Source organism: Amycolatopsis sp. NPDC049688 (assembly GCF_040674975.1).
Classification (GTDB): Bacteria; Actinomycetota; Actinomycetes; order Mycobacteriales; family Pseudonocardiaceae; genus Amycolatopsis.
This window is the reverse complement of record NZ_JBFANY010000026.1, coordinates 37,124-58,046: the sequence shown is the minus strand read 5'-3', so window position 1 is coordinate 58,046 and position 20,923 is coordinate 37,124. Positions and strand designations below refer to the sequence as shown.

17 protein-coding genes are annotated in these 20,923 nt (G+C 70.0%); 6 read left to right on the top strand and 11 right to left on the bottom strand.

The features are described 5' to 3' along the window. Positions 1-176 precede the first annotated feature (176 nt). Complete coding sequence (locus tag AB0J55_RS43870; RefSeq protein WP_364263468.1) at positions 177-950, top strand: maleylpyruvate isomerase family mycothiol-dependent enzyme; 774 nt, start codon at positions 177-179, stop codon at positions 948-950. Between the two features lie 223 nt (positions 951-1,173). Continuing rightward, on the top strand, positions 1,174-4,650 hold the full coding sequence (locus AB0J55_RS43865; protein ID WP_364263465.1) for a hypothetical protein: 3,477 nt from the start codon (positions 1,174-1,176) through the stop codon (positions 4,648-4,650). Positions 4,651-4,723: 73 nt separating this feature from the next. On the opposite strand, the gene AB0J55_RS43860 is transcribed toward AB0J55_RS43865, so the two are convergent. The 4 genes from AB0J55_RS43860 to AB0J55_RS43845 all read right to left on the bottom strand — a co-directional run bounded on the left by AB0J55_RS43860 (position 4,724) and on the right by AB0J55_RS43845 (position 9,204). Then, the gene (locus AB0J55_RS43860; RefSeq protein WP_364263462.1) at positions 4,724-6,154 is read right to left on the bottom strand and encodes a family 43 glycosylhydrolase; all 1,431 of its coding nucleotides are present in this window, start codon (positions 6,152-6,154) and stop codon (positions 4,724-4,726) included. A gap of 57 nt (positions 6,155-6,211) precedes the next feature. After that, positions 6,212-7,630, bottom strand: a complete 1,419-nt coding sequence (locus AB0J55_RS43855) for a DUF1996 domain-containing protein (RefSeq protein ID WP_364263459.1) — start codon at positions 7,628-7,630, stop codon at positions 6,212-6,214. A gap of 270 nt (positions 7,631-7,900) precedes the next feature. Next, the gene (locus AB0J55_RS43850; RefSeq protein ID WP_364263456.1) at positions 7,901-8,629 is read right to left on the bottom strand and encodes a cupin domain-containing protein; all 729 of its coding nucleotides are present in this window, start codon (positions 8,627-8,629) and stop codon (positions 7,901-7,903) included. Positions 8,630-8,646: 17 nt separating this feature from the next. Further along, entirely contained in the window at positions 8,647-9,204 is a 558-nt protein-coding gene (locus tag AB0J55_RS43845) for a TetR/AcrR family transcriptional regulator (protein ID WP_364263453.1), read from the bottom strand. A 102-nt stretch (positions 9,205-9,306) separates the two neighbouring features. On the opposite strand from AB0J55_RS43845, the gene AB0J55_RS43840 reads away from it, so the two are divergent. The 3 genes from AB0J55_RS43840 to AB0J55_RS43830 all read left to right on the top strand — a co-directional run bounded on the left by AB0J55_RS43840 (position 9,307) and on the right by AB0J55_RS43830 (position 12,393). Continuing rightward, positions 9,307-9,675: a DoxX family protein gene (locus AB0J55_RS43840; RefSeq protein WP_364263451.1), complete on the top strand. Its 369-nt coding sequence runs from the start codon at positions 9,307-9,309 to the stop codon at positions 9,673-9,675. 14 nt (positions 9,676-9,689) lie between these two features. Further along, positions 9,690-10,562 (top strand): RNA polymerase sigma-70 factor, encoded by an 873-nt coding sequence (locus AB0J55_RS43835; protein WP_364263448.1) that lies wholly within the window; start codon positions 9,690-9,692, stop codon positions 10,560-10,562. A 130-nt stretch (positions 10,563-10,692) separates the two neighbouring features. After that, a complete protein-coding gene (locus AB0J55_RS43830; protein WP_364263445.1) occupies positions 10,693-12,393 on the top strand; it encodes a post-COAP-1 domain-containing protein in 1,701 nt (566 codons plus the stop codon). 42 nt (positions 12,394-12,435) lie between these two features. Here the strand turns inward: AB0J55_RS43830 and AB0J55_RS43825 are convergent, their stop codons facing one another. From AB0J55_RS43825 to AB0J55_RS43795, 7 genes are all read right to left on the bottom strand, one after another. Beyond that, positions 12,436-13,245 (bottom strand): hypothetical protein, encoded by an 810-nt coding sequence (locus tag AB0J55_RS43825; RefSeq protein ID WP_364263442.1) that lies wholly within the window; start codon positions 13,243-13,245, stop codon positions 12,436-12,438. Next, entirely contained in the window at positions 13,242-13,868 is a 627-nt protein-coding gene (locus AB0J55_RS43820) for a hypothetical protein (protein WP_364263439.1), read from the bottom strand. The genes AB0J55_RS43825 and AB0J55_RS43820 overlap by 4 nt, the downstream gene beginning before the upstream one ends. Positions 13,869-13,916: 48 nt before the next feature. Beyond that, positions 13,917-15,017 carry a hypothetical protein gene (locus AB0J55_RS43815; RefSeq protein WP_364263436.1) on the bottom strand — a complete coding sequence of 367 codons (1,101 nt, stop codon included), beginning with the start codon at positions 15,015-15,017 and terminating at the stop codon, positions 13,917-13,919. A gap of 162 nt (positions 15,018-15,179) precedes the next feature. Then, positions 15,180-15,734 (bottom strand): ATP/GTP-binding protein, encoded by a 555-nt coding sequence (locus AB0J55_RS43810; protein ID WP_103348102.1) that lies wholly within the window; start codon positions 15,732-15,734, stop codon positions 15,180-15,182. Between the two features lie 16 nt (positions 15,735-15,750). After that, positions 15,751-16,122, bottom strand: coding sequence for a DUF742 domain-containing protein (locus AB0J55_RS43805; protein ID WP_103348101.1), 372 nt, complete (start codon positions 16,120-16,122; stop codon positions 15,751-15,753). Then, complete coding sequence (locus AB0J55_RS43800) at positions 16,119-16,544, bottom strand: roadblock/LC7 domain-containing protein (RefSeq protein WP_003097762.1); 426 nt, start codon at positions 16,542-16,544, stop codon at positions 16,119-16,121. The genes AB0J55_RS43805 and AB0J55_RS43800 overlap by 4 nt, the downstream gene beginning before the upstream one ends. Positions 16,545-16,599: 55 nt before the next feature. Further along, complete coding sequence (locus AB0J55_RS43795; protein WP_364263431.1) at positions 16,600-18,993, bottom strand: nitrate- and nitrite sensing domain-containing protein; 2,394 nt, start codon at positions 18,991-18,993, stop codon at positions 16,600-16,602. Positions 18,994-19,503: 510 nt separating this feature from the next. Between AB0J55_RS43795 and AB0J55_RS43790 the strand changes: the two genes are divergently transcribed. Continuing rightward, positions 19,504-20,922 (top strand): fatty acid desaturase, encoded by a 1,419-nt coding sequence (locus AB0J55_RS43790; protein ID WP_364263428.1) that lies wholly within the window; start codon positions 19,504-19,506, stop codon positions 20,920-20,922. Position 20,923: the final 1 nt, after the last annotated feature.

The window sequence follows — 20,923 nt, the reverse complement described above, 5'->3', positions numbered from 1 at the left end:
GAACGAGATCCGCGGTGTAAAGCAAAGAGGGCGGCAGTAGGCGCTTTGGCCTTGCTGTGGCGGCCATCTGTCGTAGCGCGTGACTTCGGGCCGCCTCTTTCTTTTGGCGGTGAATTGGGAGCGCTCTCAGGGTGGCCGACCGGAACATCCGCGCCCGGGCCGGGGTTGAGCCTGGCATGACCTCCCTCGTAGACCGCACGGTCGCCGCCCTCCGCGCCGAGCACGACGCGCTCGCCGCCCTCGTCCGCACCCTCACCGACGACCAGCTGGCCGCGGCCAGTGGCGCCTCCGAGTGGACCGTGGCCCAGGTCCTTTCCCACCTCGGCAGCGGCGCGGAGATCGGCCGCGCCCCCATCGCCAAGGCCGCCGGCGAGACCGTGGCGGAGGAGGACCACCGGACGATCTGGGACCGCTGGGACGCGTCCGCGCCGCGGGCGCAGGCCGAGGGCTACCTCGAGTACGACAGCCGCTGGCTGGACACGGTCGAGGCGTTCACGCCGGAGCAGCGCTCGTCCCTGACGGTCGAACTCGGGTTCCTGCCGGAGCCGGTGCCGCTGCTGACGGCGCTGGGGATGCGGCTCAGCGAGGTGGCCAACCATTCGTGGGACGTACGCGTGGCGTTCGACCCGCAGGCGCGAGTGGACGCCGGGTCGGCCGAGGTGCTCGTCGAGCTCTTGACTGGGCCACTGGGGTTCCTGGTGGGGTTCTTCGGGAAGCCGGCGGAGCTCGGGAAGCCGGTCTCGGTGGCGGTTCCCGGGGCGGCCCTGGTGATCGACGACGCGGTCACGGTGGCGGACCACCTGGAGTCACCGTCCGCGACGTTCGACGGACCGGCGGAGGCGTTCATCCGGTTGCTCAGCGGCCGGCTGAAGGCACCGTATGACGAGGGCGTCAGCGTCGAGGGCAGCGTCACGCTTGACGAGCTGCGGCGGGTGTTCCCCGGGTTCTGATCCCCGGGGTGCCTGCCGCCCGTTGCGGGGCGGCAGGCACCCGATCTGCGAGAGACAGATCGTGGACTTGGTCTGCTCATTCGTCGGTTCGAAGACCGACCCTCCGCTTCAGGGAAGGCTCGGACCACCCTCTTCGTGGACCGCCGAAATGACGCTGTGGGATGGTTGCCGCATGGATTCGCCCCGCCCTGAGCCTCCGCCGGAAGGCGCGGACGCGCGGTCCGTGGCGAACCAGGTCGACGGGGATGTCGACGGGCAGGTGTTCCAGTTCGGGTTCGTTCACGGCGACCTGCACGTGAACAGCGGAAAACGGGTCCGCACGCGGTACCGCCAGCAGGTGCTGCAGCGCATTGCCCCGCCACGGCTGCTGGAACGGGAGACGGAGCTGGCCGAACTGGCCGAATTCTGCTCGTCCCCCAGCACGGCGGGCGCCTACCGATGGTGGCGGGCGGAAGCCTGGTCCGGCAAGTCCGCGCTGATGTCGTGGTTCGCGTTGCACCCGCCGGAAGGCGTGGAGCTCGTGTCGTTCTTCGTGACCGCGCGACTCGCCGGTCAGAACGACCGGTCGGCGTTCATCGACAACGTCATGGAGCAATTGCTCACCCTGCTCGGTGAGGATCGTCCGGCCTTCCTGACCGACACCACTCGCGAGGCGCACCTGCTGGGTCTCCTGCAGGAGGCGGCGGAAGCGTGCCGGCGGCGCGGCGGAACGTTCGTGCTCCTGATCGACGGGCTGGACGAAGACCGCGGAGCCGGGATCGACCCGGATGCGCACAGCATCGCCGCCTTGCTGCCTGCGCACCCACCGGCCGGGATGCGGGTGATCGTGGCCGGCCGACCCCACCCACCCGTTCCTTCCGATGTCCCCCGGCATCACCCGCTGCGCGACCCGGCGATCGTGCGGACGTTGGAGCCGTCGCAGCACGCCCTCTCCGCGCGGGACGGGATGCAGCGGGAGCTGAAGAGATTGCTGCGCGGCACACCGATCGAACAGAGCCTCCTCGGGCTCGTCACCGCGGCCGGAGGCGGTCTGACGGCGGCCGACCTCGCCGAGCTGACGGGGCAACCCGAATGGGAGATCGACGACCACCTCGCCACGGTCGCCGGACGCAGCTTCACCAAGCGCGAAGGCGCCGAAGCTGCGGTCTACCTGCTCGGGCACGAGGAGCTCCAGCTGGCGGCGATCACCATGCTGGGACCGGCGCGCCTTGCCATCCACCGGGACACCCTGCACTCCTGGGCGGACGACCACCGGGCGCTCGGCTGGCCGGCCGAGACCCCGGGTTACCTGCTGCGCAGCTACTTCACCATGCTCACCGCCACCTTCGACCTCAAGCGCATGGTCGCGTGCGCCACCGACCTGGTCCGGCACGACCGGATGCTCGACGTGTCGGGCGGCGACGCGCTCGCGCTGGCGGAGATCACGACGACGCAGAACTTCATCGTCGCGCAGCCCGCTCCGGACCTGGTGGCCATGACGCGGTTGTCCATCCACCGCGACCACCTGACGGACCGGAACAGCCACATTCCTCCGAGCTTGCCGGAGTTGTGGGCCACGCTGGGCCAGATCAACCGCGCGGAGTCGATCGCGTCATCGATCGAGGAGCCGGCCGACCGGGTCCAAGCCCTTGCCGCCGTCGCCCGCATCGCGGAATCCCGCGGTGATCCGACCCGGGCCGGCGAAATACTCGCTGCCGCGAAGGCGGTGGCCTTGAACATCCTCCACCCGGAGCGCCGCGCCAAGGCCATGGCCGCGATTTGCGGTACTCCGGACGCCGATCCCGAGCCGGCGGTCAGCTCGCCGCCTCCGACGGTTGACTGGGTCGCCGCGACCGCCGAGCTCAGCGTCGCCCTCGGAAGTGCGGGCCGCTCCCAGCAAGCACGCGCTCTCGTCGACAACATGGCGGAGGCCACGGAGAAGCAAGCTGTGCGCGATTTGCTCGCCCGAATCGAGCGCGAGCAGAGGCGGCACAAGAAGCGCCGTGACGACAACATCACGATGTCGACGGACTTCTATCCGATTGTCCCGGCGGCCCACCGGATGCCCACCACGATCGGGACGGTCATCGAGGACCTGATCCGGTTCGGCAGCGAGGATCCGCGGCGAGCCGATGAGCTGTTGACCGCGGCGGAGTCCCTGCTTCCTCGGCGGTCCTCCTGGTATCGAGACGCCCAGGACCTGGCCAGACTCGCGCGTGCGCGATTCGCCATCGGAGCCGATGATCGTGCCTTGGCGCTGCTGGAGGAAGCCGAACAGTCCAGCCGTCGGGTCGACGATCCGGGTACCCGTGCAGAGCAACTCGTCGCCGTGGCCCACGCCGCCGCGCGGATCGGCCTGCGCGACCGAGCCGATTCACTGCTCGCCGAGAGTGAGGAGGCCTGCGGTGAGATTCGTGATCCCCAGCAGCGGGTGTCGCACCTGGTCGACATTGCGCAGGGCCGGCTGAAAATCGGTGACACCGAACAAGTCGCGTCGCTGCTTACCGAAGTCGAGGGTATCAGTCGGAGCATCATCGACCCGATCCGGCGAATTCGCGTGCTCGCCGAGCTGGCGCCGGCCGCACTCCGGGCCGGCCGGACAGAGATCGTGAGAGAGCTGCTCGTCGATGTCGAAGCCATGGCGCGAGGCGTCGCCGAGGACTGGGCCCTGGCGCCATTGGTCCGTGCGGTCTCGGCAACGGGCGACGTCGGTCGTGCCGAGCGGATAGCTGCAGCTCGCAGCCACTCTCCGGACATCGTGCGAGCGGTGGTCCTAGGGCTCGTCGACGCGCACGACACCGGTGCCGCCCTTGTGGTGGCGAACCATCTGCCTCGCGATGAAAGGTCTGTTCCGACCTACGTGACCATGCTCAAGGCGGCTCTCGAGCAGGATGACGGCAGGGCTGTCGACACTGCTCGCGCCGATCTGGAACGCCTCGTCGTGGGACTACCTGCGTCGGGCACCACCGTCAAGGTCGAACTCGAGCTGGCTCGCGTGGCAAGGCGCCGGAACGTCGAAGAGGAGGTGGACCGGCGCCTTGCGAACGCCGTGCGCGTCGCGGCGACGTTCGGTTATGCCCACCGTCCCGACACCGCATTGCTGGCAGAGATCGCGGCGGCTGCCGTCGATACCGGGCGGCGGCAGCTGGCCACGCAGCTGATCGAACAGGTCGAGCAGGTGACCACCCACGAGTCGCCCGCCGGCTGGGCGTTGACCCTCCTGGCGCTCGCCCGCCTCGCCCATCGAATCGATCAACTCGGGCGGGCGGACGATCTGCTCGCCAAAGCCGAGTCGAACGCTGTCCTCTACGACGGCGACCGGCGGCAGATCATCATCCTCGCCGCGGCGGCTCGTACCGCCCATGACATCGGGCGCAGTTCCCGATCATGGCAACTGCTCGATGACGCCGAACGAGCCGCTCGCGCTCTCACCCCGGCCGGCGCGCGGGACTGGGCTTTGGTCGAAGTCGTCAACACCGCGCTCCTGCTGGGTGACCACTCGCGAGCCTTCGCCATCGCAGACAGCATGGAGCACAGCACACAACTCATCACCGTCTTGCTGGCGATCGCTCGATGCAGCAGCCGGCTGTGGCGGGATCGGGCGCTGACCCGTGCCCTCCAGAGCACTCAGTGGTACAAGTGCGCCGAGCAGTTGGTACAAGCCGACCCGGGCGTTCTCGACGCGGCCGTCGTCGAGCTCAACGCGATCGTCGGCTCCTGAGCGGGGAGCTACAGGGAGAGCGACCCGCTGGCCCGCCAGTCGCCGTCCTGGACGCTCTCGCCGACGTTGCCGCCTATTTGCCTGTCGAGTAGCGGAACTCGCGCAGCGACACGGTTCCCTCCAGGACCCGCACGCCGATCATCCGCCCGGTGAACCCGGCCGCGACCTCTGTGGACAGATACCGCCCGTCGAACGTGCCGAGGACCTCCGCCTCCCCGTCCTCTCGGAACACCGACAACTCCACGAGGTCCGGCTCCGTCACCTCACGGAACGGACCCGAAGCAGGCGGCCGCAGCGCCCGGATCCGCAGCGACACCGAAGAACCGGCAGGCACGGCCGACACGGTCTGGACCGCCGGACCGATGGCCACCGTAGCCGTGACCGTCTCGCCGTCAGCCGTCAATCCGTACCAATGGCGGTCGTCGATTCGCACCATGAACACAGCAACACCCGAGGAAACGTCGAGACGGACCACCGCCGTCCAGTATTCGTCCAAAGCCCGCGTCAGCAAAAATCCATTGAGGACCAGTTCGCCGGGCCCGGCCCAGTGAACACGGGGAGCCACGCCCGGCGCGACCCACCGCGGGTGCAGCTCCGAAGCGGCGAAATCATCGATGAAGTCATTTTCCACAACGGGAACCGTGAACCGGTTTTCGTCCACCACCGGCCAGCCGTCGACCCAGTCCACGCCCGCCAGGAACGTCTCGCGCCCGTTGACGTGGAACTGCGGTGTCTTTCCCCGCGGCCGCACGCCCAGATACACCATCGCCCAGCTGCCGTCCGGGCACTCGACCAGGTCGCCGTGGCCCGTGTTCTGGATCCGGTGTGTGGTGCTCCGGTGGGTGAAGATCGGGTTCGAGGGCGCCGGCTCGTACGGCCCTTCCAGAGTCCGGGCCCGCGCGATCGTGATCGCGTGGCCGCGTTCGGTGCCGCCCTCGGCGAGCATCAAATACCACCAGTCACCGATCCGGTACAGGTGCGGGCCTTCCGGGGCCGCCAGGCCCGTTCCGTTCCACAGCAGCCGCGGCTCGGCCAGCATCGAGCCCGTCGCCGGGTCGATCGGGACGCTGGTGATGCCCGGTGCCTCCGGGGAGAACGACGCCCACGTCAGGTGGCAGACGCCGGCCTCGTCCCAGCAGAGGTCCGGGTCGATGCCGTCGGTGCCGGCCACGTGGATCGGGTCCGACCACGGGCCCGCCGGGTCCTCCGCCGTCACGATCAGGTGGCCGGGGTGCAGGATGTTCGTGGTCACCAGGAAGAACCGGCCGTCGTGGTGGCGCAGCGTCGGGGCGTAGATCCCCGTGTTCGCCGCGCCTTCCGACGGCGGCAGCTGGCCCGGGCGGGTCAGGGCGTGGCCCAGCAGCTCCCAGGAAACCAGGTCCGTGCTGCGGCGGATCGGCACGCCCGGCACGTACTCGAAGCTCGAATTCGCCAGGTAGTACCGGTCGCCGACCCGGCAGATCGACGGGTCGGGGTGGAAGCCTCCGACGATCGGGACCGTCATCGCTGTCTCCTTTTCGGGTGCCCGCCGCGAGGATGGTGCGGCGGGCACCCGGGCGGGTCAGGCGTTGCAGGTCTTGTTGCGGTTGATGCAGTTGACGAGCTGGTTCATGATGCTCTGCGACATCACGTTCGCGAAGTCGTCGTGGTCGGACAGCGGATTGTGCTTTTCGGACGGGAACGAGTCCACTTTGTACTGCTTCTTGACCTGGATGTCGTGCGGGATGTCGTAGACGAGCGTGATCCGCAGCTGCGGCACCGCCTTGAACCCGGCCTGGCAGCGCCCGGCCTGGTCCGGGAACACGATGTGCGTGCGGTGGTTGGCGCTGTCGGTGTTCTTGCCGTCCCAGCAGCTCGGGAAGTCGTGGATCCGCTCCACCTTGCTGCCTTCGGGGCAGATCGGGTACTTGTCGGTCAGCCGGTTCTCGAAGCCGGTGCAGGTCCACGCCGCCCGGGTGTTCTTGGTGCCGTTGATCGACGGCTTGGCGTCACCGGTCAGGGCACGCAGGAACTTCGGCATCGCGACGACCTTGCCGGCCGGGCTGCCGCGGAAGGTGATGCCGACCTTCGCCGGGCGCTGGATCTGGCCGTCGTTTTCGGGCAGCTCGTTGTTGGCGTCCGGGCCGGGCAGCGGCGGCGCGGTCGTCGCACCACCGTTGTTGTTGCCGCCTGCCTGGCCGAGCGTGCAAGGCGCGAGGGCGTCGAGACCCTGGGGACGCGCGGCGGTGCGGCCGATGGCGATGGCCATGCGGTCGATGGTGGCGACGCGCTTGTCCTTGAGCGGGCCGAGAATGGCGTTCTGGACGAAGTTCGGGCCGCCCTGGCCGCGCGTGCTGACCAGCCGCTTGTTGGCCTCGTCGATCTGGGTGTCTAGCAGGTCGAGGTTGCGGTTGACCTCGGCCATCGCCGAGTCGGGGACGTCGGGGAGCTTGCTCGCGACGTCCGGGCAGGTGATCACCGGGGAGGCGCCGTCCTGGGCGGCCTGGTCGCGGTCGCCGTCGGGGGACTTCGCCGGCGGGTTCTTCTCGTCGTCACCGGTGTCGATGCGCACCACCGGCCAGAAGTAGGCCGACTTGTCCCCGTTCTTGCACGTGGTCCCGGCCGCTTCGAGGCTCTTGTTGTTCGAGTCCGCATTGGACGACAGGTTGCCGACGTAGTCGTGCAGGTGCTGGGCGCCGTTGCGGACACCGGGCTGGGCGACGAAGTTGTCCGGGTTGAAGTGCTGGTTCTCGTTGCGGCCGCAGTCCACGGTGAACGTGCCGGTGGACGCGCCGCGCGAGTTCGCGGGGGCGGTGTTGTTCGGCGCCACCTTGAGGATGTCGATGTAGAGCGCCGGGTCGGCCTCGTCGGCGCTGGCCTGGCCGGGCTCGCCGAAGGTCGTCGCCACCGCGATGCCGCCGGCGGCCACGGCGAGCGCGAGGGCAGCGGTCGCGATCTTCGTTCGTCGGGAGATGCGGTGCTTTCCCGTGTTTCCGGGCATGGAGTCACTCCGTGGGGTTCAGGGACAGGAGAATCCAGGGAATCCACCGGCCCGACACCGGTGGGCGGTTCCCTGTTAGCGATAACAATGCCCGTCTTGTGAGGTGTTCACCGATTCTTTCGGGAGATCAATCCGGTGCGGGCACGGCGTTATCGTGACCCGTGCGCGCCCCGTTGTCCAGAGCTTTGTCCCGTGAGGAAAGAGTTCGGAAATGTGGTGAACCGCGGTGAACCGGCATCCGTGTACCCGGGTGAGGCGTGGAGTGCGGGGTCAGTGCCCCAGGGGGATCAGCTGCGGCGTTTCGCCAGGTCCGGCCGGGAACCAGGCGAGGAACGTGACGCCGTCCTCGAGCGCGTCGAAGCGGGCGATGCGTGTCGATTCGGGTTCGTAGAAGACGTCGCCGGGGGTGAGCACCGACTCCGGTTCGCCTTCGATCCGGTAGACCGCGGAACCCGTTTCGATGCTGCCGAAAACCGGTCCGTTGTGGATGTGCAGCCCGGGACTGTGGTGCGGGGCGATGGTGATGCGGCGCGCTTCGAAATGGTCGAAAACGCGCGGTGCCGGGAGCGGCTGCTCCAGGACCAGCGTGCGGGTGACGGCCGGGACGGCGGCCGCTTCGGCGTCGCCCACCGGCTCGCCGAGCTCGGTCGGAGTGCCGTCGGCGGGGAGTTCCTCGATCGCGAGGTGGGTCATCGGGGTGGTGTCGGTGGCGCCGTGCCAGTGCCATTCGCCGGCGTCGACGCGGACGGTGTCACCCGGCCGGATCAGCTGCGCCGGGCCGCCGCGGCGCTGGACGTACCCGGTGCCTTCGGTGACGACCAGGACCTGGCCGAGCGGGTGCCGGTGCCAGCGGGTGCGGGCCCCGGGGGCGAACTGCACGCGGTCGACCCGGGTGCGCGACGCGCCGCCGGGGACGGCGAGCGAGGTGATCCACGCGCTGCCGGTGACCGCCTCGGCGGGCGCGGGCGTGCTGGTGGACGGAACGTGACGGACGTGCACGGCGGTTCTCCCCGGGTTCAGTGGGCGGCGAGCAGCGCGAGCACGCCGGAAACGGCCTGGTCGAACGGCTCGGGACGGTCGGCGGCGCGCGCCAGCACGTAACCGCCCTGCAGGACGGCGACGATCGTGGCCGCCAGCGCGACGGGGTCGAGCGTGGCGGGCAGCTCCCCGGCGTCCCGGCCTTCGCCGAGCACCTCGGCCAGCCGGGCGCGGATGCGGGTGAGCGTTTCGTCCACCGGGGCACGCAGATCGGGGTCGGCCACGATGTCGGGATCCTGCGTGAGCCTGCCGATCGGGCAGCCCTTGAGCACCTGGCGTTCACGCCGCAGGTACGCGGTGATCCGCTCGACGGCGGTGCCGGGTGTGCGCAGCTGCTCGTCGGCGGCGGCCAGCAGCTCTTCGGCACTGCGCTGCACGGCGGCCAGTGCCAGCTCCTTCTTGCCGGAGAAGTGGTGGTACATGCTGCCCTGGCCCGCGCCCGCCCGCTGCTGGATGGCTTTGGGGCTGGTGCCGACGTAGCCGCGTTCCCACAGCAGTTCCCGGGCGCTGTCGACGAGCTGTTCCCTGGTCCCCATGGGCCAGGACTGTACATACTAGTAGGTACAGAAACAAGTGACCCACGTCATGTCACAGCGGTGCGGCGGCCGGTGTCTGGAGGCCGAACGGAAGGAGACACCATGGACCTCGCCCTGTGGATCGCCGCCGGCCTGCTGGCCGTCGTGGCCCTGACCGGAGGCGTCAGCAAGGTGTTCGTGCCCCAGGAGAAGCTCGCGGCCGCGCGCGGTGGGGAATGGACCGCCGGCGCCCGGCCCGGCTTCGTCAAGACCCTCGGCGGGCTCGAGCTGCTCGCCGCGCTCGGCCTGGTCCTGCCCGCGGCGACCGGGATCGCGCCGGTGCTCGTGCCGGTGACCGCCGTCTGCTGGGTGCTGCTGATGGTGGGTGCGATGATCACCCACGTCCGGCACGGCAGCGCCGGGTTCGCCGGCCTGAACCTGATCTACCTGGCCGTGGCGGCGTTCGTCGCCTGGGGCCAGTTCACCGCGTGAGGGAGGGAGACGTCGTGATCGAGGCGTTCGTCGTCCACCGGAACCTGCTGTTCACCGTGGCCTACGAGATGCTCGGCTCGGCGGCCGACGCCGAGGACGTCCTCCAGGAGACGTGGCTGCGCTGGGCCGAGGTCGACCCGGACCAGGTGCGCGACGAGCGCGCGTACCTGGTCCGGATCACGACGCGGCTGTCGTTGAACCGGCTGCGCACGATGAAGCGGCGCAAGGAGGCGTACGTCGGGCCGTGGCTGCCGGAGCCGCTGTTGACGGCTCCGGACGTGGCCGAGGACGTCGAGCTCGCCGAAAGCGTGTCGATGGCGCTGATGCTGGTCCTCGAGACGCTGGCGCCCACCGAACGCGCGGTGTTCGTGCTGCGCGAGGTGTTCGAGGTCGGCTACGACGAAATCGCGGAGGCGGTGGGCAAGTCCCCGGCGGCGGTCCGCCAGATCGCGCACCGCGCGCGCCGCCACGTCGACGCGCGCCGGCCGCGCGAGGTGGTGTCCGCGCGGGAGACCCGGGCGGTGCTGGAGTCGTTCCAGCGGGCGCTGGCCGGCCAGGACCTGCAGGGGCTGCTGGATCTGCTGGCCCCGGACGTGGTTTTGCTGAGCGACGGCGGCGGAGTCAAGCAGGCGGCCCTGCGCCCGGTGACCGGAGCGGCCAAGGTGAGCCGCTTCATCGTCGGCGGCATCGCGAAGGCGGCGGTGGCTCTGAGCAGTGCGCCGGTGACGGTGAACGGGAACCCGGCGCTGGCCCTGCACGTGGACGGCTTGTTCGACGGGGTGATGGCGGTTCGCGTCGAAGGGGGGCGGATCGCCGGGCTGTACTACGTGCGGAACCCGGAGAAGCTGACGCGCGTGGAGTCGGAGACGCCGCTGACCCTGCGCTGAGGAACGGCGCCGGTTGCGTAACGCGGAGCCCGCGCGGCGCGACCCTGGCTGCGCATCGCGCACCGCGGTGCACGACGGCTCGTCCCCGGCCTCGTCGGAATCCTGGCGTGCCAGGGGAAGGGTTGACACGATGCGAAGAATCTCCGGGGTGCTCCGCATCCCGTTGGTGTTGTCCGTCGCGGTCGCGCTCGCCGTGTTCGGCTTCGCGCCGGTGGCGTCGGCGACGGTGCTGTGGCCCGACGAACAGGCGATGATCAGCACGAACACCTACCGATCCACCTACGTCTACGACGTGGGCACGGGGAACTCCATCTCCGCCGAACAGTTCGCGCAGCCTGCGGTCAGCGCGTTCTACGTCGCGCACGGTGACTTCGACCGCAACTTCATGGTCTGGGCGCCGATCGTGGCGATCGACCGGCCGCACGAGTTCTGGAAGGCGTGCACCGGGAACACCGGCGGCCTCTGCCCGGACGTGCGCGACGGCAACCAGCGCATCGACGACGAGATCGCCGCCGGCCAGATCCACGTCAAGTACTGGAACGGCGCCTTCATCGGCGTGGCCTGCGGAAACTGGAACCACGGCGGAGCCGGGCCGGTGCCGGTGATCAGCGGGACGAAATACGAGGACGTCAACGGCGACGGCGTCCGGCAGGACGGGGAGCCGGGCCTCGCGGGGTGGACGATCGACCTGTCCTACAACGGGACCGTCGTCGCCACCACCGTCACGGACGCCGGTGGCGCCTACGTGTTCCCGTTGAACGCCAACGCGATGCCGGTCGGTGCGGGAACCTACACCCTGACCGAACGGTCCCAGGCCGGCTGGGTCCAGTCCCACGCGCCGGCGCCGGTCACCGTCGGGTACGGCGTGGGGGACGCGCACTTCGGCGGGAACGACTTCGGGAACTACCGGCCGGCCACGATCGGGGGCCGGAAGTTCGACGACCACGGGGCCGACGGCGGCGGGGCCGGTGATCCCGGGCTGGCGAACTGGACCTTCGACCTGGACAACGGGGCGACTGCGGTGACCGGGGCCGACGGCGGATACGGCTTCGTCGGCCTGCGGCCGGGAACCTACACCGTCCGTGAGCGGCAGCAGGCGGGCTGGCGCCGCACCACCCCCGCGTCCGGGAGCACGACCGTCACCGTGACCAGCGGCCAGGTCGTCCAGGACGCCGACTTCGGCAACGTCTGCCTCGGTGCGATCGCGGTCACCGCTCCGCCCGGCGTGGCGATCCGCGCCGACGAGGTGACCGTGCCGGGAGTCCTCGCGAACGACCCGCCGGCCCCGCGCACGGCGTCGGGCACCGCCACGATCTCCGGCCTGCTGCCCGGCACCTACCGGCTGACGCTGGTCCTGCCGGACGGTGTCTTCACCACGGACCCGGATCTCACGTCGCTGGACGGGCAGTTCGCCATCGTCAAGACGGTCACGGTTCCCGAGTGCGGGACGACCGCGGTCGCGCCGCCGTTCGTCACCTCGCAGCCGGGCAAGATCACCGGCGGGATCCGGATCCTGGTGCCGGGCGGGACCGCCACCGCCGGGTTCGAGTTCATGCAGCGCAAGGAAGGCCCGCGCGGCACGCTCGAATACAACGACCACGGCAACGGCATCGACCTCCACACCTCGGACATCACCGGGATCTCGGTATCGGGGCCCGATGCCTACGTGTTCGGGCACGCCGTGCTGAACGGGGTGACGACGGGCTTCCGCCTGCATCTCGTGGACGCCGGTGAACCCGGTACCGCGGACCGGTTCGAGTTGCTCCTGTCGAACGGCTACTCGGCCGGGTACGGCCAGACGCTGAACGGCGGGAACGTGCAGATCCACTGAAGTGGGGCCGGCGGTGTGCTTCCCCGCACGCCGCCGGCTGTCTCACCCCAGCCGCTTGTCCCAGTCCTCGAAGGCGTCGACGAGCTCCGCCGGCCCGCCAACCTCCCGTAACCGCCGGATCTCCGCCTCGATGTAGTACCGGTACAACGGAACCAGCCCCGCCGCCAGTTCCGGCGCCACCTCCGCCGCGTCCAGCGGGTGCCCCTCGCGCACCCGGGCCCCCAACCGGACCAGGGACTTCGACGGCGCCTCCGGCTGAGCCAGGTACCACTCGAGCGACTCGTCGTTCGTGGCCGCGCGGCCCGATTCCGTCGTGGCCGAGTACAGGAACCGGACCGGGAAGAACACCGCCTTCGTGAACCACACGCGGTCCGCCAGGAGACGTCGTGGCTCGCGGAACTCCGCCGTCACCTCGTCGGTCGCCAGGACCGCGATCGCGAACTTCGCGCTCTCCAGCAACAGTTCCCCGGCCGGCGGGCGGGCCACCTCCGGGGTGACGTCGTCGCCGAGGAGGACGCGGCCGTGTTCGGCCAGCTGCAGGCGGTCCTGGGCCGGGAACCGGCCGTCGTCGCGGCCTTCGCGCAACGCCGGCAACGATGCCCAGAACACCGAAAGCTTGCGGTGCAACGGGCTTCGCCCCTGCAGGGCTTCCGTCGTGGCCGAGACCAGCGCGGCGTCGCCCTCGCGGACGTCGGTCAGGACGATCGCCAGGTCGATGTCGCTCACCGCCGGGGAGTAGCCGCCGTACGACAGGCTGCCCAGCAGGTACGCGCCGGTCAGGCGGTCGCCGAACGTTTCCCGGTACGCGTGGGCCGCTTCCGCGGCGATGGTGCGGGCTTCGGTCGTCGTCACGCCGCCACCGTATCGCGGCGGGCGCACTCCGCGATGCGGTCGGACACCACGCCGATCACCTGCCACGCCCGGTCCAGCACGTCGATCACCGCCTCCACGGTCCAGTCGCCGCGCCGCCGCAGGATGTCGTACCCCATCTCGAGGTGCTCGACGTCGGCTTCGTCGTGGAGCTCGAAGTACTCGTCGTCCGGGAACGCGCGGGTGCCCGCCTGGCTGAACACCAGGCTGCCGGCTTCCAGCGCCAGGTGCGCCAGGACGGCCCGCTGCACGCCCGGCAGGATCGCGAACTGGTCGACGAACCAGGACGCGCCCATCTCGATCACCGGGTCCCACACCAGGTCCCGGTCGTCGGCGCGGCTGCGGGCCAGGATCCGGTCGTGGCCGACCTCTTCCTGCTGGTGCTCGCACGCTAGCGCCCGCAGTTCCGGGTCGCTCTCGAACGTCACGCGGGCACTGATCATCCGCTGGAACGCGTTCGACCACGGCTGCAGGTACGTGAGCACCGCTTTCTTGGTCTCGGCGGGGGTGTTCTCGTCGGTCAGCAGCCGGATCAGGTCCGACGACTCGTACTCCCGTTGCCGCTGCTCGTTGTGGCGGGCCACGCGCTCGACGTCCTGGGTCACGCTCTGCTCCTCACGGTGTGCTGCACGAAGATCATCTTTCCGGGGCCGCTAGGCAAGATCAACAGGCGAAAGCGGGGACGGCGGGGGCCGGTCGTAGACGGGGAGCCGGAAGTAGGTGGTCACGTCGCCACGCCGGGCCGCCGCGCGGAAGCTCACCAGCTCCAGGACGCCCCGGCTGTCCGCCAGCGGTCCGGGGGCCAGCGCGGCGGCGACGGCGCGGAACCGGCCGGGATCCACGCCCTGCTCGTGCAGCAGCGCGGCGGTGCGCTCCACGGCTTCCCGGTCGTCCGGGGCGAGGTCGGGCAGCCGCAGGTACGTGGTGGACTCGGCGGCGCGGTCCACACCGGACCGGAACGCCAGGCAGCTCAAGGCGGCCTCGCCGGCGTCGGCGCGGTCGCCGGCCAGCGTCCGGTAGGCCGCCCGCGCCCGTGCCGGGTCGTGGTGCAGGGCCGCCGAAGCCACCCGCTCGACCTCGGCCAGGCCGGCCTCGTGGTTGCGGTAGTAGATCTTGACCCGGGCGTGCGCCTCGTCGGCCAGGTCGACGGCGAAGAACTCGATCTCGCGGTCGCCTTCGACGGTTTCGACGCGACGGCGGGTGTCGTCCCAGGCGGCGGCCATGCCGAGCCGCTCCATCGCTTCGGCCACCGCGGTTTCGCGCTGGGCGTGCGGCCACGAGTACAGCCCGAAGTAGGTCTTGTGGACGATCCCCGAGGGCGGGCGCCAGGCGATCGAATGCCACAGCGGCGCCGGCGACGGACGGCCCGCGCGCGGGGTGAACGTCTCGCGGACGTGCTCGAAGCGGCGCGCCCGGAAACCGCTCTCACCAGGCCAGACGATCTCGTGGCCGAGGCTGTCGAACAGCACGCGCAGCTCCGGCCGGTCGCCCGACCAGTTCACCGACATCTCGGCCGGGAAGCCGTCGTCCGCCACATAGGACGGCTGGGCGGGGGCCGCGCCGATCCGCTCGTGCGCCCACGGCGGCAGCACGGCGCGCAACATCCGGGTCGTCCGGACCGACTGCTCCAGCGGGACGTCGAGCGCTTCGCACGCGGCCGACCACAGTCCACCCAGGAAGTCGCCGAAGAGACGACCCTGTGCCGGATAGTTTTCCCTTATATATTCAGGAAACTCCGGCACGCGACTCGTCACGAGCGGATGCTATCAGTTGGATGCGTGCTCAACTAAAAGGCTGCACCCGGGTGGTCCAACCAATTGCGCCATGTGGGTACGCCGGTGCCCGCCGCCGCCACGGAGGGCCACAGCGGACACCGGACGTGTCCAGAGGAGACAAAAGCGGACAACGCGCAGGTCTCAGACCCGGGCCGGCACGACCGTCATCGCGTGCTTGACCAACCGGATCAGCGCGAGCTTGCTGGAGTCGCGGTCGCGTGCGTCACACATGACGATCGGCACCCGGTCCGGGACGACCAGAGCCTCGCGGATCTCGTCGGCGGTGTACCGCGGCGCGTTGTCGAAGCAGTTGACCGCGACGACGAACGGGATCTTCCGGCGTTCGAAGAAGTCGATCGCGGCGAAGCTGGTCTCCAGCCGGCGGGTGTCCACCAGCACGACCGTCCCGATCGCCCCGCGGGCCAGGTCGTCCCACATGAACCAGAAGCGCGCCTGGCCCGGCGTCCCGAACAGGTACAGCACGTGCCGCGGCGAGATGGTGATCCGGCCGAAGTCCAGTGCGACCGTCGTCGTCGTCTTGCGCTCCACGCCGGACAGGTCGTCCACCCCGGCGCTCGCCTCGGTGAGCACCTCTTCGGTGGTCAGCGGCGGGATCTCGCTGACCGAACCGACCATCGTGGTCTTGCCGGCGCCGAACCCGCCGGCGACGATGATCTTGACCGGGGTGGGGACCATGTCCGCCCCGGTGCCGTCAGTACTTGATGAGGCCATCGAGAACCGCCTGGAGAGTTTCGAGGTCCGGCGACTGCGCCGGGTTATGGGTGGGCGACCGCGTGATGACGAGGCCGCGTTCGATCAGGTCGCCGACGAGCACCCGCACGACCCCCAGCGGGATCTTGACGTAGACCGCGATCTCGGCCACGGACACCGGGTGGCGGCACAGCTGCACGATCGCCACGTGCTCCGGGCCCAGCCCGGCCGGCTCCTGCTCCGACCGCAGCGTCATGACCTGGGTGGACAGGTCGAGCCGCGCGGTGCCGGCCGGGGTCCGGCCGCTCGTGATGGTGTACGGCCGGACCAGCGGCCCGGCGGCCTCGTCATACCAGCCGTCGTCCGAACTCATGTGGCCTCCCGCAGGACCGACGCCGCTTCCCGCGGCGCGGACGCCATGTAGTCGCCGACCCGCTTGACCAGCCGGCTCATTTCGTAGGCGATCATTTCCACGTCGACGTTGTCCGCGGCCAGCACGGCGAGGCAGGCGCCCTGGCCCGCGGCGGAGACGAACAGGTAGCCGCGCTCCATCTCGATCATGTTCTGCAGCACCGGGCCGCGGTTGAACTGCTTGCTCACCCCCTTGGCCAGGCTCTGCAGGCTGGAGGCGATGGCCGACAGCTGGTCCGAGTCGTCCTTGCCCATCCCGGCCGACTTGCCGATCAGCAGCCCGTCGGCGGACAGCACGATGGCGTTCTGCGCGCCGACCACGCGGTTCACCATGTCATCGAGCAACCAGTTGAGATCGGGTTTGGGGTTCCCGTACTCGTTCATTCGACGTCAGACCCTGACTTTCGGTATGTGGACTTTCGGTGTGTGCGGTCGCGGACTACGAGTCGTCCGGCCCGCCGCGGCCGCGGCGGGTGCCCTTGTGGAACGCCGCGAGCGTGCGTGCGGTGCCTTCACCGGGCGCCACGACGTCGTCTTCGCTGTCGTCGGGTTCGTTCTCGAGCTGGGCGACGAGGTTCTGCTGGGGCTCCCGCCGCGGCAGCCGCGGCCGGTCGTCGGTGGGCTGGACCCGGGTTTCCGGCTCGGCCACGGCCACCGGCTCCGGCACCGCCGCCGGGACGGACGGCAGGTCGTCGGGCGAGGGGAGCGCGCGTGCCGGGTACGGCCTCGGCTTGGTGTCTCGCTTCATCGGGATCTGGCCGCTGAACGAGCTGGGCGTGTCCATCGTGCGGAGCGGGCTTTCTTCTGCTGCCTGCGGCGCGGGAGCGCCGACCGGGGCGAGGACCGCGGTGTCCTCCGCCGGGGTGCCGCCCTGGTCGGCGTTCTGGCCGGCCAGGTGCTGGGTGGGGATGAGGACGGTGGCGCGGAGGCCGCCGTAGCGGGACGGGTCGAAGGTGACGGTGATGCCGAGCCGGGCGGCCAGGCGCGCGACCACGAACAGGCCGAGGCTGGAGTCCGCCCGCAGCGCCATCGCGTCGAACTCGGGCGCTTCGGCCATCATCGAGTTCGCCCACTCGCGGACGCCGTCCTTCATGCCGAGCCCCTGGTCCGAGACGTCGACGACGACCCCGCGCGCGACCATCCGGCTGGTCACCTCGACCGGCGAGCCGGGCGGCGAGAACGACGTCGCGTTGTCGACCAGCTCGGCGACCAGGTGGATCGTGTCGGCCACCGCGGCGCCGACGATGGCGACGTCGGCGACCTGCTCGACCTGCACCCGCGCGTACTGCTCGGTTTCCGAGACCGCCGCGCGCAGGACCTCCATCAGCGCCACCGGCTTGCGCCAGCGGCGGCCGGGCTGCTTGCCGCCGAGGATGATCAGGTTCTCGGTGGTGCGGCGGGCGCGGGCGGCGAGGTGGTCGAGCTGGAACAGCGACGCCAGCTGCGTCGAGTCGTCCTCCCGCGCCTCCATCTCGTCGAGGATCTGCAGCTGCTGGTGGACCAGGACCTGGTTGCGGTGCGCGATGCCGAGGAACACGTTGTGCACACCGCTGCGGGCCTTCGCCTCGCTGGCCGCGGCGTTGACGGCGGTCAGCTGGGCGACGTTGAACGCCTCGGCCACCTGGCCGATCTCGTCGCGGCCGTGGTCGAGCTGCGGCAGCTCTTCCTTGAGGTCGACGGATTCGCCGCTCTTGAGCCGTTCCACGATGTTCGGCAGCCGGTTGCGGGCGAGGTCGAGCGAGTCGTTGCGCAGCCGCGCGAGGCGCGTCATCAGCGCGCGGTCGACGAGCGACCGGGACACGCGCACCGCGACGATGATCGCGGCGAGTGACGCCAGGAGGGCGACGATACTGCCGATGATGACGTTGCGCAGCTGCGCGTCCCCGGCGTCGATCGCGGCCGCGGAAACCTTGTCCGCCTGGGTGATCGCGAGGTCGTTGAGGCCCTGGGCGACCTGGGTGGTCGCGTTCTCCCAGTCCGTTTCGGACACCGGGACGGTGTTCTGCTCGCCGGTCGACCACGGGCCGTGCTTGACGATCGCTTCTTCGGCGGTCGCCAGCTGCCGCCACGCCGTGCTGGTGGTCAGCGCCTGGTACTTCTGGCGGACGCTGGGGTCGAGGAACGGCGCGATCTGCGCCAGCTGGGTCCGGTAGAGGCCGGAAAGCCGGGCGAACTGGGCGAAGTCGTCGGGCGCGAACGTCCCGGCGGCGAACGCGGTCGAGGCCAGCGACGTCTCCCGCGACATCATGTCACCGGCCCGGAAGACCGAGGTCGCCGTGATGCCACCGGTCGCGGCTTCGGCGTCGGGCACCACGCGGGCCTGGGTGTCGAAGAGGTTGGACGCGGTGTCCATCACGCCGTTGTAGTAGGAGTTGACCTGGCCGCGGTCGATGCTGCGGAAGCTGATCTGCGAGCGCAGCACGGGCAGCTGGTCGAACTGCGACTTCAGCGCGTTCACCTTGGACGCGATCTCGTCGGGGGCGTTGGAGATCGTCGCGGCGAAGGCGTCCTTCAGCGCGGAGAGCTTTTCGTCGGTGGCCTTCTGCTGCTGCTGGAGCCGGGCCGGGCCCAGGCCCGGGTCGTCCAGGTACTGCAGCGCGGTCTGGCGTTCCTTCTGGAACTCGGCCAGCGCGGTGGCGGCGGGGATCGACACTTCACGCACGGAGGCCGCGACGAGCCGGACGTAAACGCCGTTGAAGAGGAAGTAGGAGGAGACCGCGATCCACAGCACCAGCAGCGTCACGCTGGGAATGAGAACGGTCCTGGTCAGCCTTTTGCGGATCGACTTGTCGTACGGCTTGTCCGACTCGTCCCGGGGGTCTTTGTTCAGCACGGCGGTTCACGAACTCCTGAGTGACGGTCGGCGAGGAAAGGGGACCCGGACGAGGAAGCGGACACGACGATGGGACACAGCGGCCGCCGTCACCCGTCTTCGCCTCACCCTCCGTGTTGCCGCGGAATCGATCAGGGTCCGTTTTTTACCACGAACCTCCGACCGTCGTTCGGTGCGACCCGGCTTGCGGACACTCGTCCGCCCTGCGGCGAACAGTGTTTACTTTCCGTTCGGAGACGATTACCGGCATTTGCTCTGGTAGCAGGCCCGGGACACATTTCGACGACTTGCACACTGGGCCGAACGGGTGAAAGTGAATTCCGCCGGTTCGGCGTGTGCGGTGGTTCGCGGCGGCGGAAAGAAGGGAACGGGCGATGCCCGGAAGTCCCTTCCGGCCGCGGCCGCCCGGTGTCCTGGAGCCTGGTGGACACCTTTACAACAGCTCGGATGTTGTCAACCTGTCTGGACGTCCCCTATCCTCCTGTCAACTCAGCCGCCAAGGAGGGTGTGATGAGCGAAGCGACCGGGACCCTGCCCGCCGGCTCGACCGAACTGTGGCGCGACCGCAAGCGGTACCTGTGGCTGATCGGCCTGGTCGTCCCGTCACTGGCGTTCCTCGCCATCGGCCTGCACGCCGCCACCGGGTGGGGCGGGTGGTTCTGGATCGGGCCCGTCGTCATCCTCGTCGTCGTGCCCCTCATCGACCTGGTCGCCGGGCTCGACCGCAGCAACCCGCCCGACGACGTCATCGCGCGGCTGGAGAACGACCGCTACTACCGCTGGATCACCTTCGCCTTCCTGCCCGTCCAGTACCTCGGCTTCGCCGCCGCGTGCTGGCTGATCGCGCGCGGGGGCCTCGACGTGATGGACAAGATCGGGCTCGCCGTGTCGATCGGGTGCGTCGGCGGGATCGGCATCAACACCGCGCACGAGCTGGGCCACAAGAAGGAGAGCCACGAGCGCTGGCTGTCCAAGATCGCGCTGGCGCAGAGCTTCTACGGCCACTTCTACATCGAGCACAACCGCGGCCACCACGTCCGCGTGGCGACCCCGGAGGACCCGGCGAGCAGCCGCGTCGGCGAAAGCTTCTACCGCTTCTGGCCGCGCACGGTGTTCGGTTCCCTGAAGTCGGCGTGGCGGCTGGAGCGCAAGCGCTACGCCCGGCGCGACCGCCACCCCTACCGGCTCGGCAACGACGTGCTCAACGCCTGGCTGATGTCCGCCGTCCTGTGGGCGGCGATGATCCTCTGGCTCGGCGCCGGTGTCCTGCCCTACCTGGTGATCCAGGCCGTCGTCGGGTTTTCGCTGCTGGAGGTGGTCAACTACATGGAGCACTACGGCATGCGGCGGCAGCGGGTCGGCGCGCCCGGGCGGCGCCGCTACGAGCGCGTGAACCCCAGCCACAGCTGGAACTCCAACAACATCGCCACCAACGTCCTGCTCTACCACCTGCAGCGGCACAGCGACCACCACGCCAACCCGACGCGGCGCTACCAGACCCTGCGCGACTTCGCCGAGTCGCCGGTGCTGCCCACCGGGTACGCCGGGATGATCGTGCTGGCGCTCGTGCCGCCGCTGTGGCGCCGGGTGATGGACCCGCGGGTGCTCGCGCACTACGACGGCGACATCTCGCGCGCCAACATCCAGCCCGGCAAGCGCGCCGAAGTCCTGGCCCGCTACGGAACCCGCGTCACGGCGGCCGCCGGCGAAGCCGCCGACACCCGCGGTGACGCCACCGAAGGCGGCATGTGCCCCGGCTGCGGGTACGTCTACGACGAAGAACGCGGCGACCCGCGCGAGGGCTTCCCGGCCGGCACGCCGTGGGCGGCGATCCCGGACTCCTGGTGCTGCCCGGACTGCGGCGTCCGCGAGAAGATCGACTTCGTCGCGCCGGGGCGGGTCGGGCCGGCCGGGAGCGGCACCACTTAGA

What these genes read in the sequence shown, in the direction of transcription:
- AB0J55_RS43810 (WP_103348102.1), bottom strand. Translation starts at nt 15,734, where the DNA reads ATGGTCCCCACCCCGGTCAAGATCATCGTCGCCGGCGGGTTCGGCGCC.
- AB0J55_RS43805 (WP_103348101.1), bottom strand. Translation starts at nt 16,122, where the DNA reads ATGAGTTCGGACGACGGCTGGTATGACGAGGCCGCCGGGCCGCTGGTC.
- AB0J55_RS43855 (WP_364263459.1), bottom strand. Translation starts at nt 7,630, where the DNA reads ATGCCCGGAAACACGGGAAAGCACCGCATCTCCCGACGAACGAAGATC.
- AB0J55_RS43860 (WP_364263462.1), bottom strand. Translation starts at nt 6,154, where the DNA reads ATGACGGTCCCGATCGTCGGAGGCTTCCACCCCGACCCGTCGATCTGC.
- AB0J55_RS43830 (WP_364263445.1), top strand. Translation starts at nt 10,693, where the DNA reads ATGCGAAGAATCTCCGGGGTGCTCCGCATCCCGTTGGTGTTGTCCGTC.
- AB0J55_RS43800 (WP_003097762.1), bottom strand. Translation starts at nt 16,544, where the DNA reads ATGAACGAGTACGGGAACCCCAAACCCGATCTCAACTGGTTGCTCGAT.
- AB0J55_RS43790 (WP_364263428.1), top strand. Translation starts at nt 19,504, where the DNA reads ATGAGCGAAGCGACCGGGACCCTGCCCGCCGGCTCGACCGAACTGTGG.
- AB0J55_RS43870 (WP_364263468.1), top strand. Translation starts at nt 177, where the DNA reads ATGACCTCCCTCGTAGACCGCACGGTCGCCGCCCTCCGCGCCGAGCAC.
- AB0J55_RS43840 (WP_364263451.1), top strand. Translation starts at nt 9,307, where the DNA reads ATGGACCTCGCCCTGTGGATCGCCGCCGGCCTGCTGGCCGTCGTGGCC.
- AB0J55_RS43845 (WP_364263453.1), bottom strand. Translation starts at nt 9,204, where the DNA reads ATGGGGACCAGGGAACAGCTCGTCGACAGCGCCCGGGAACTGCTGTGG.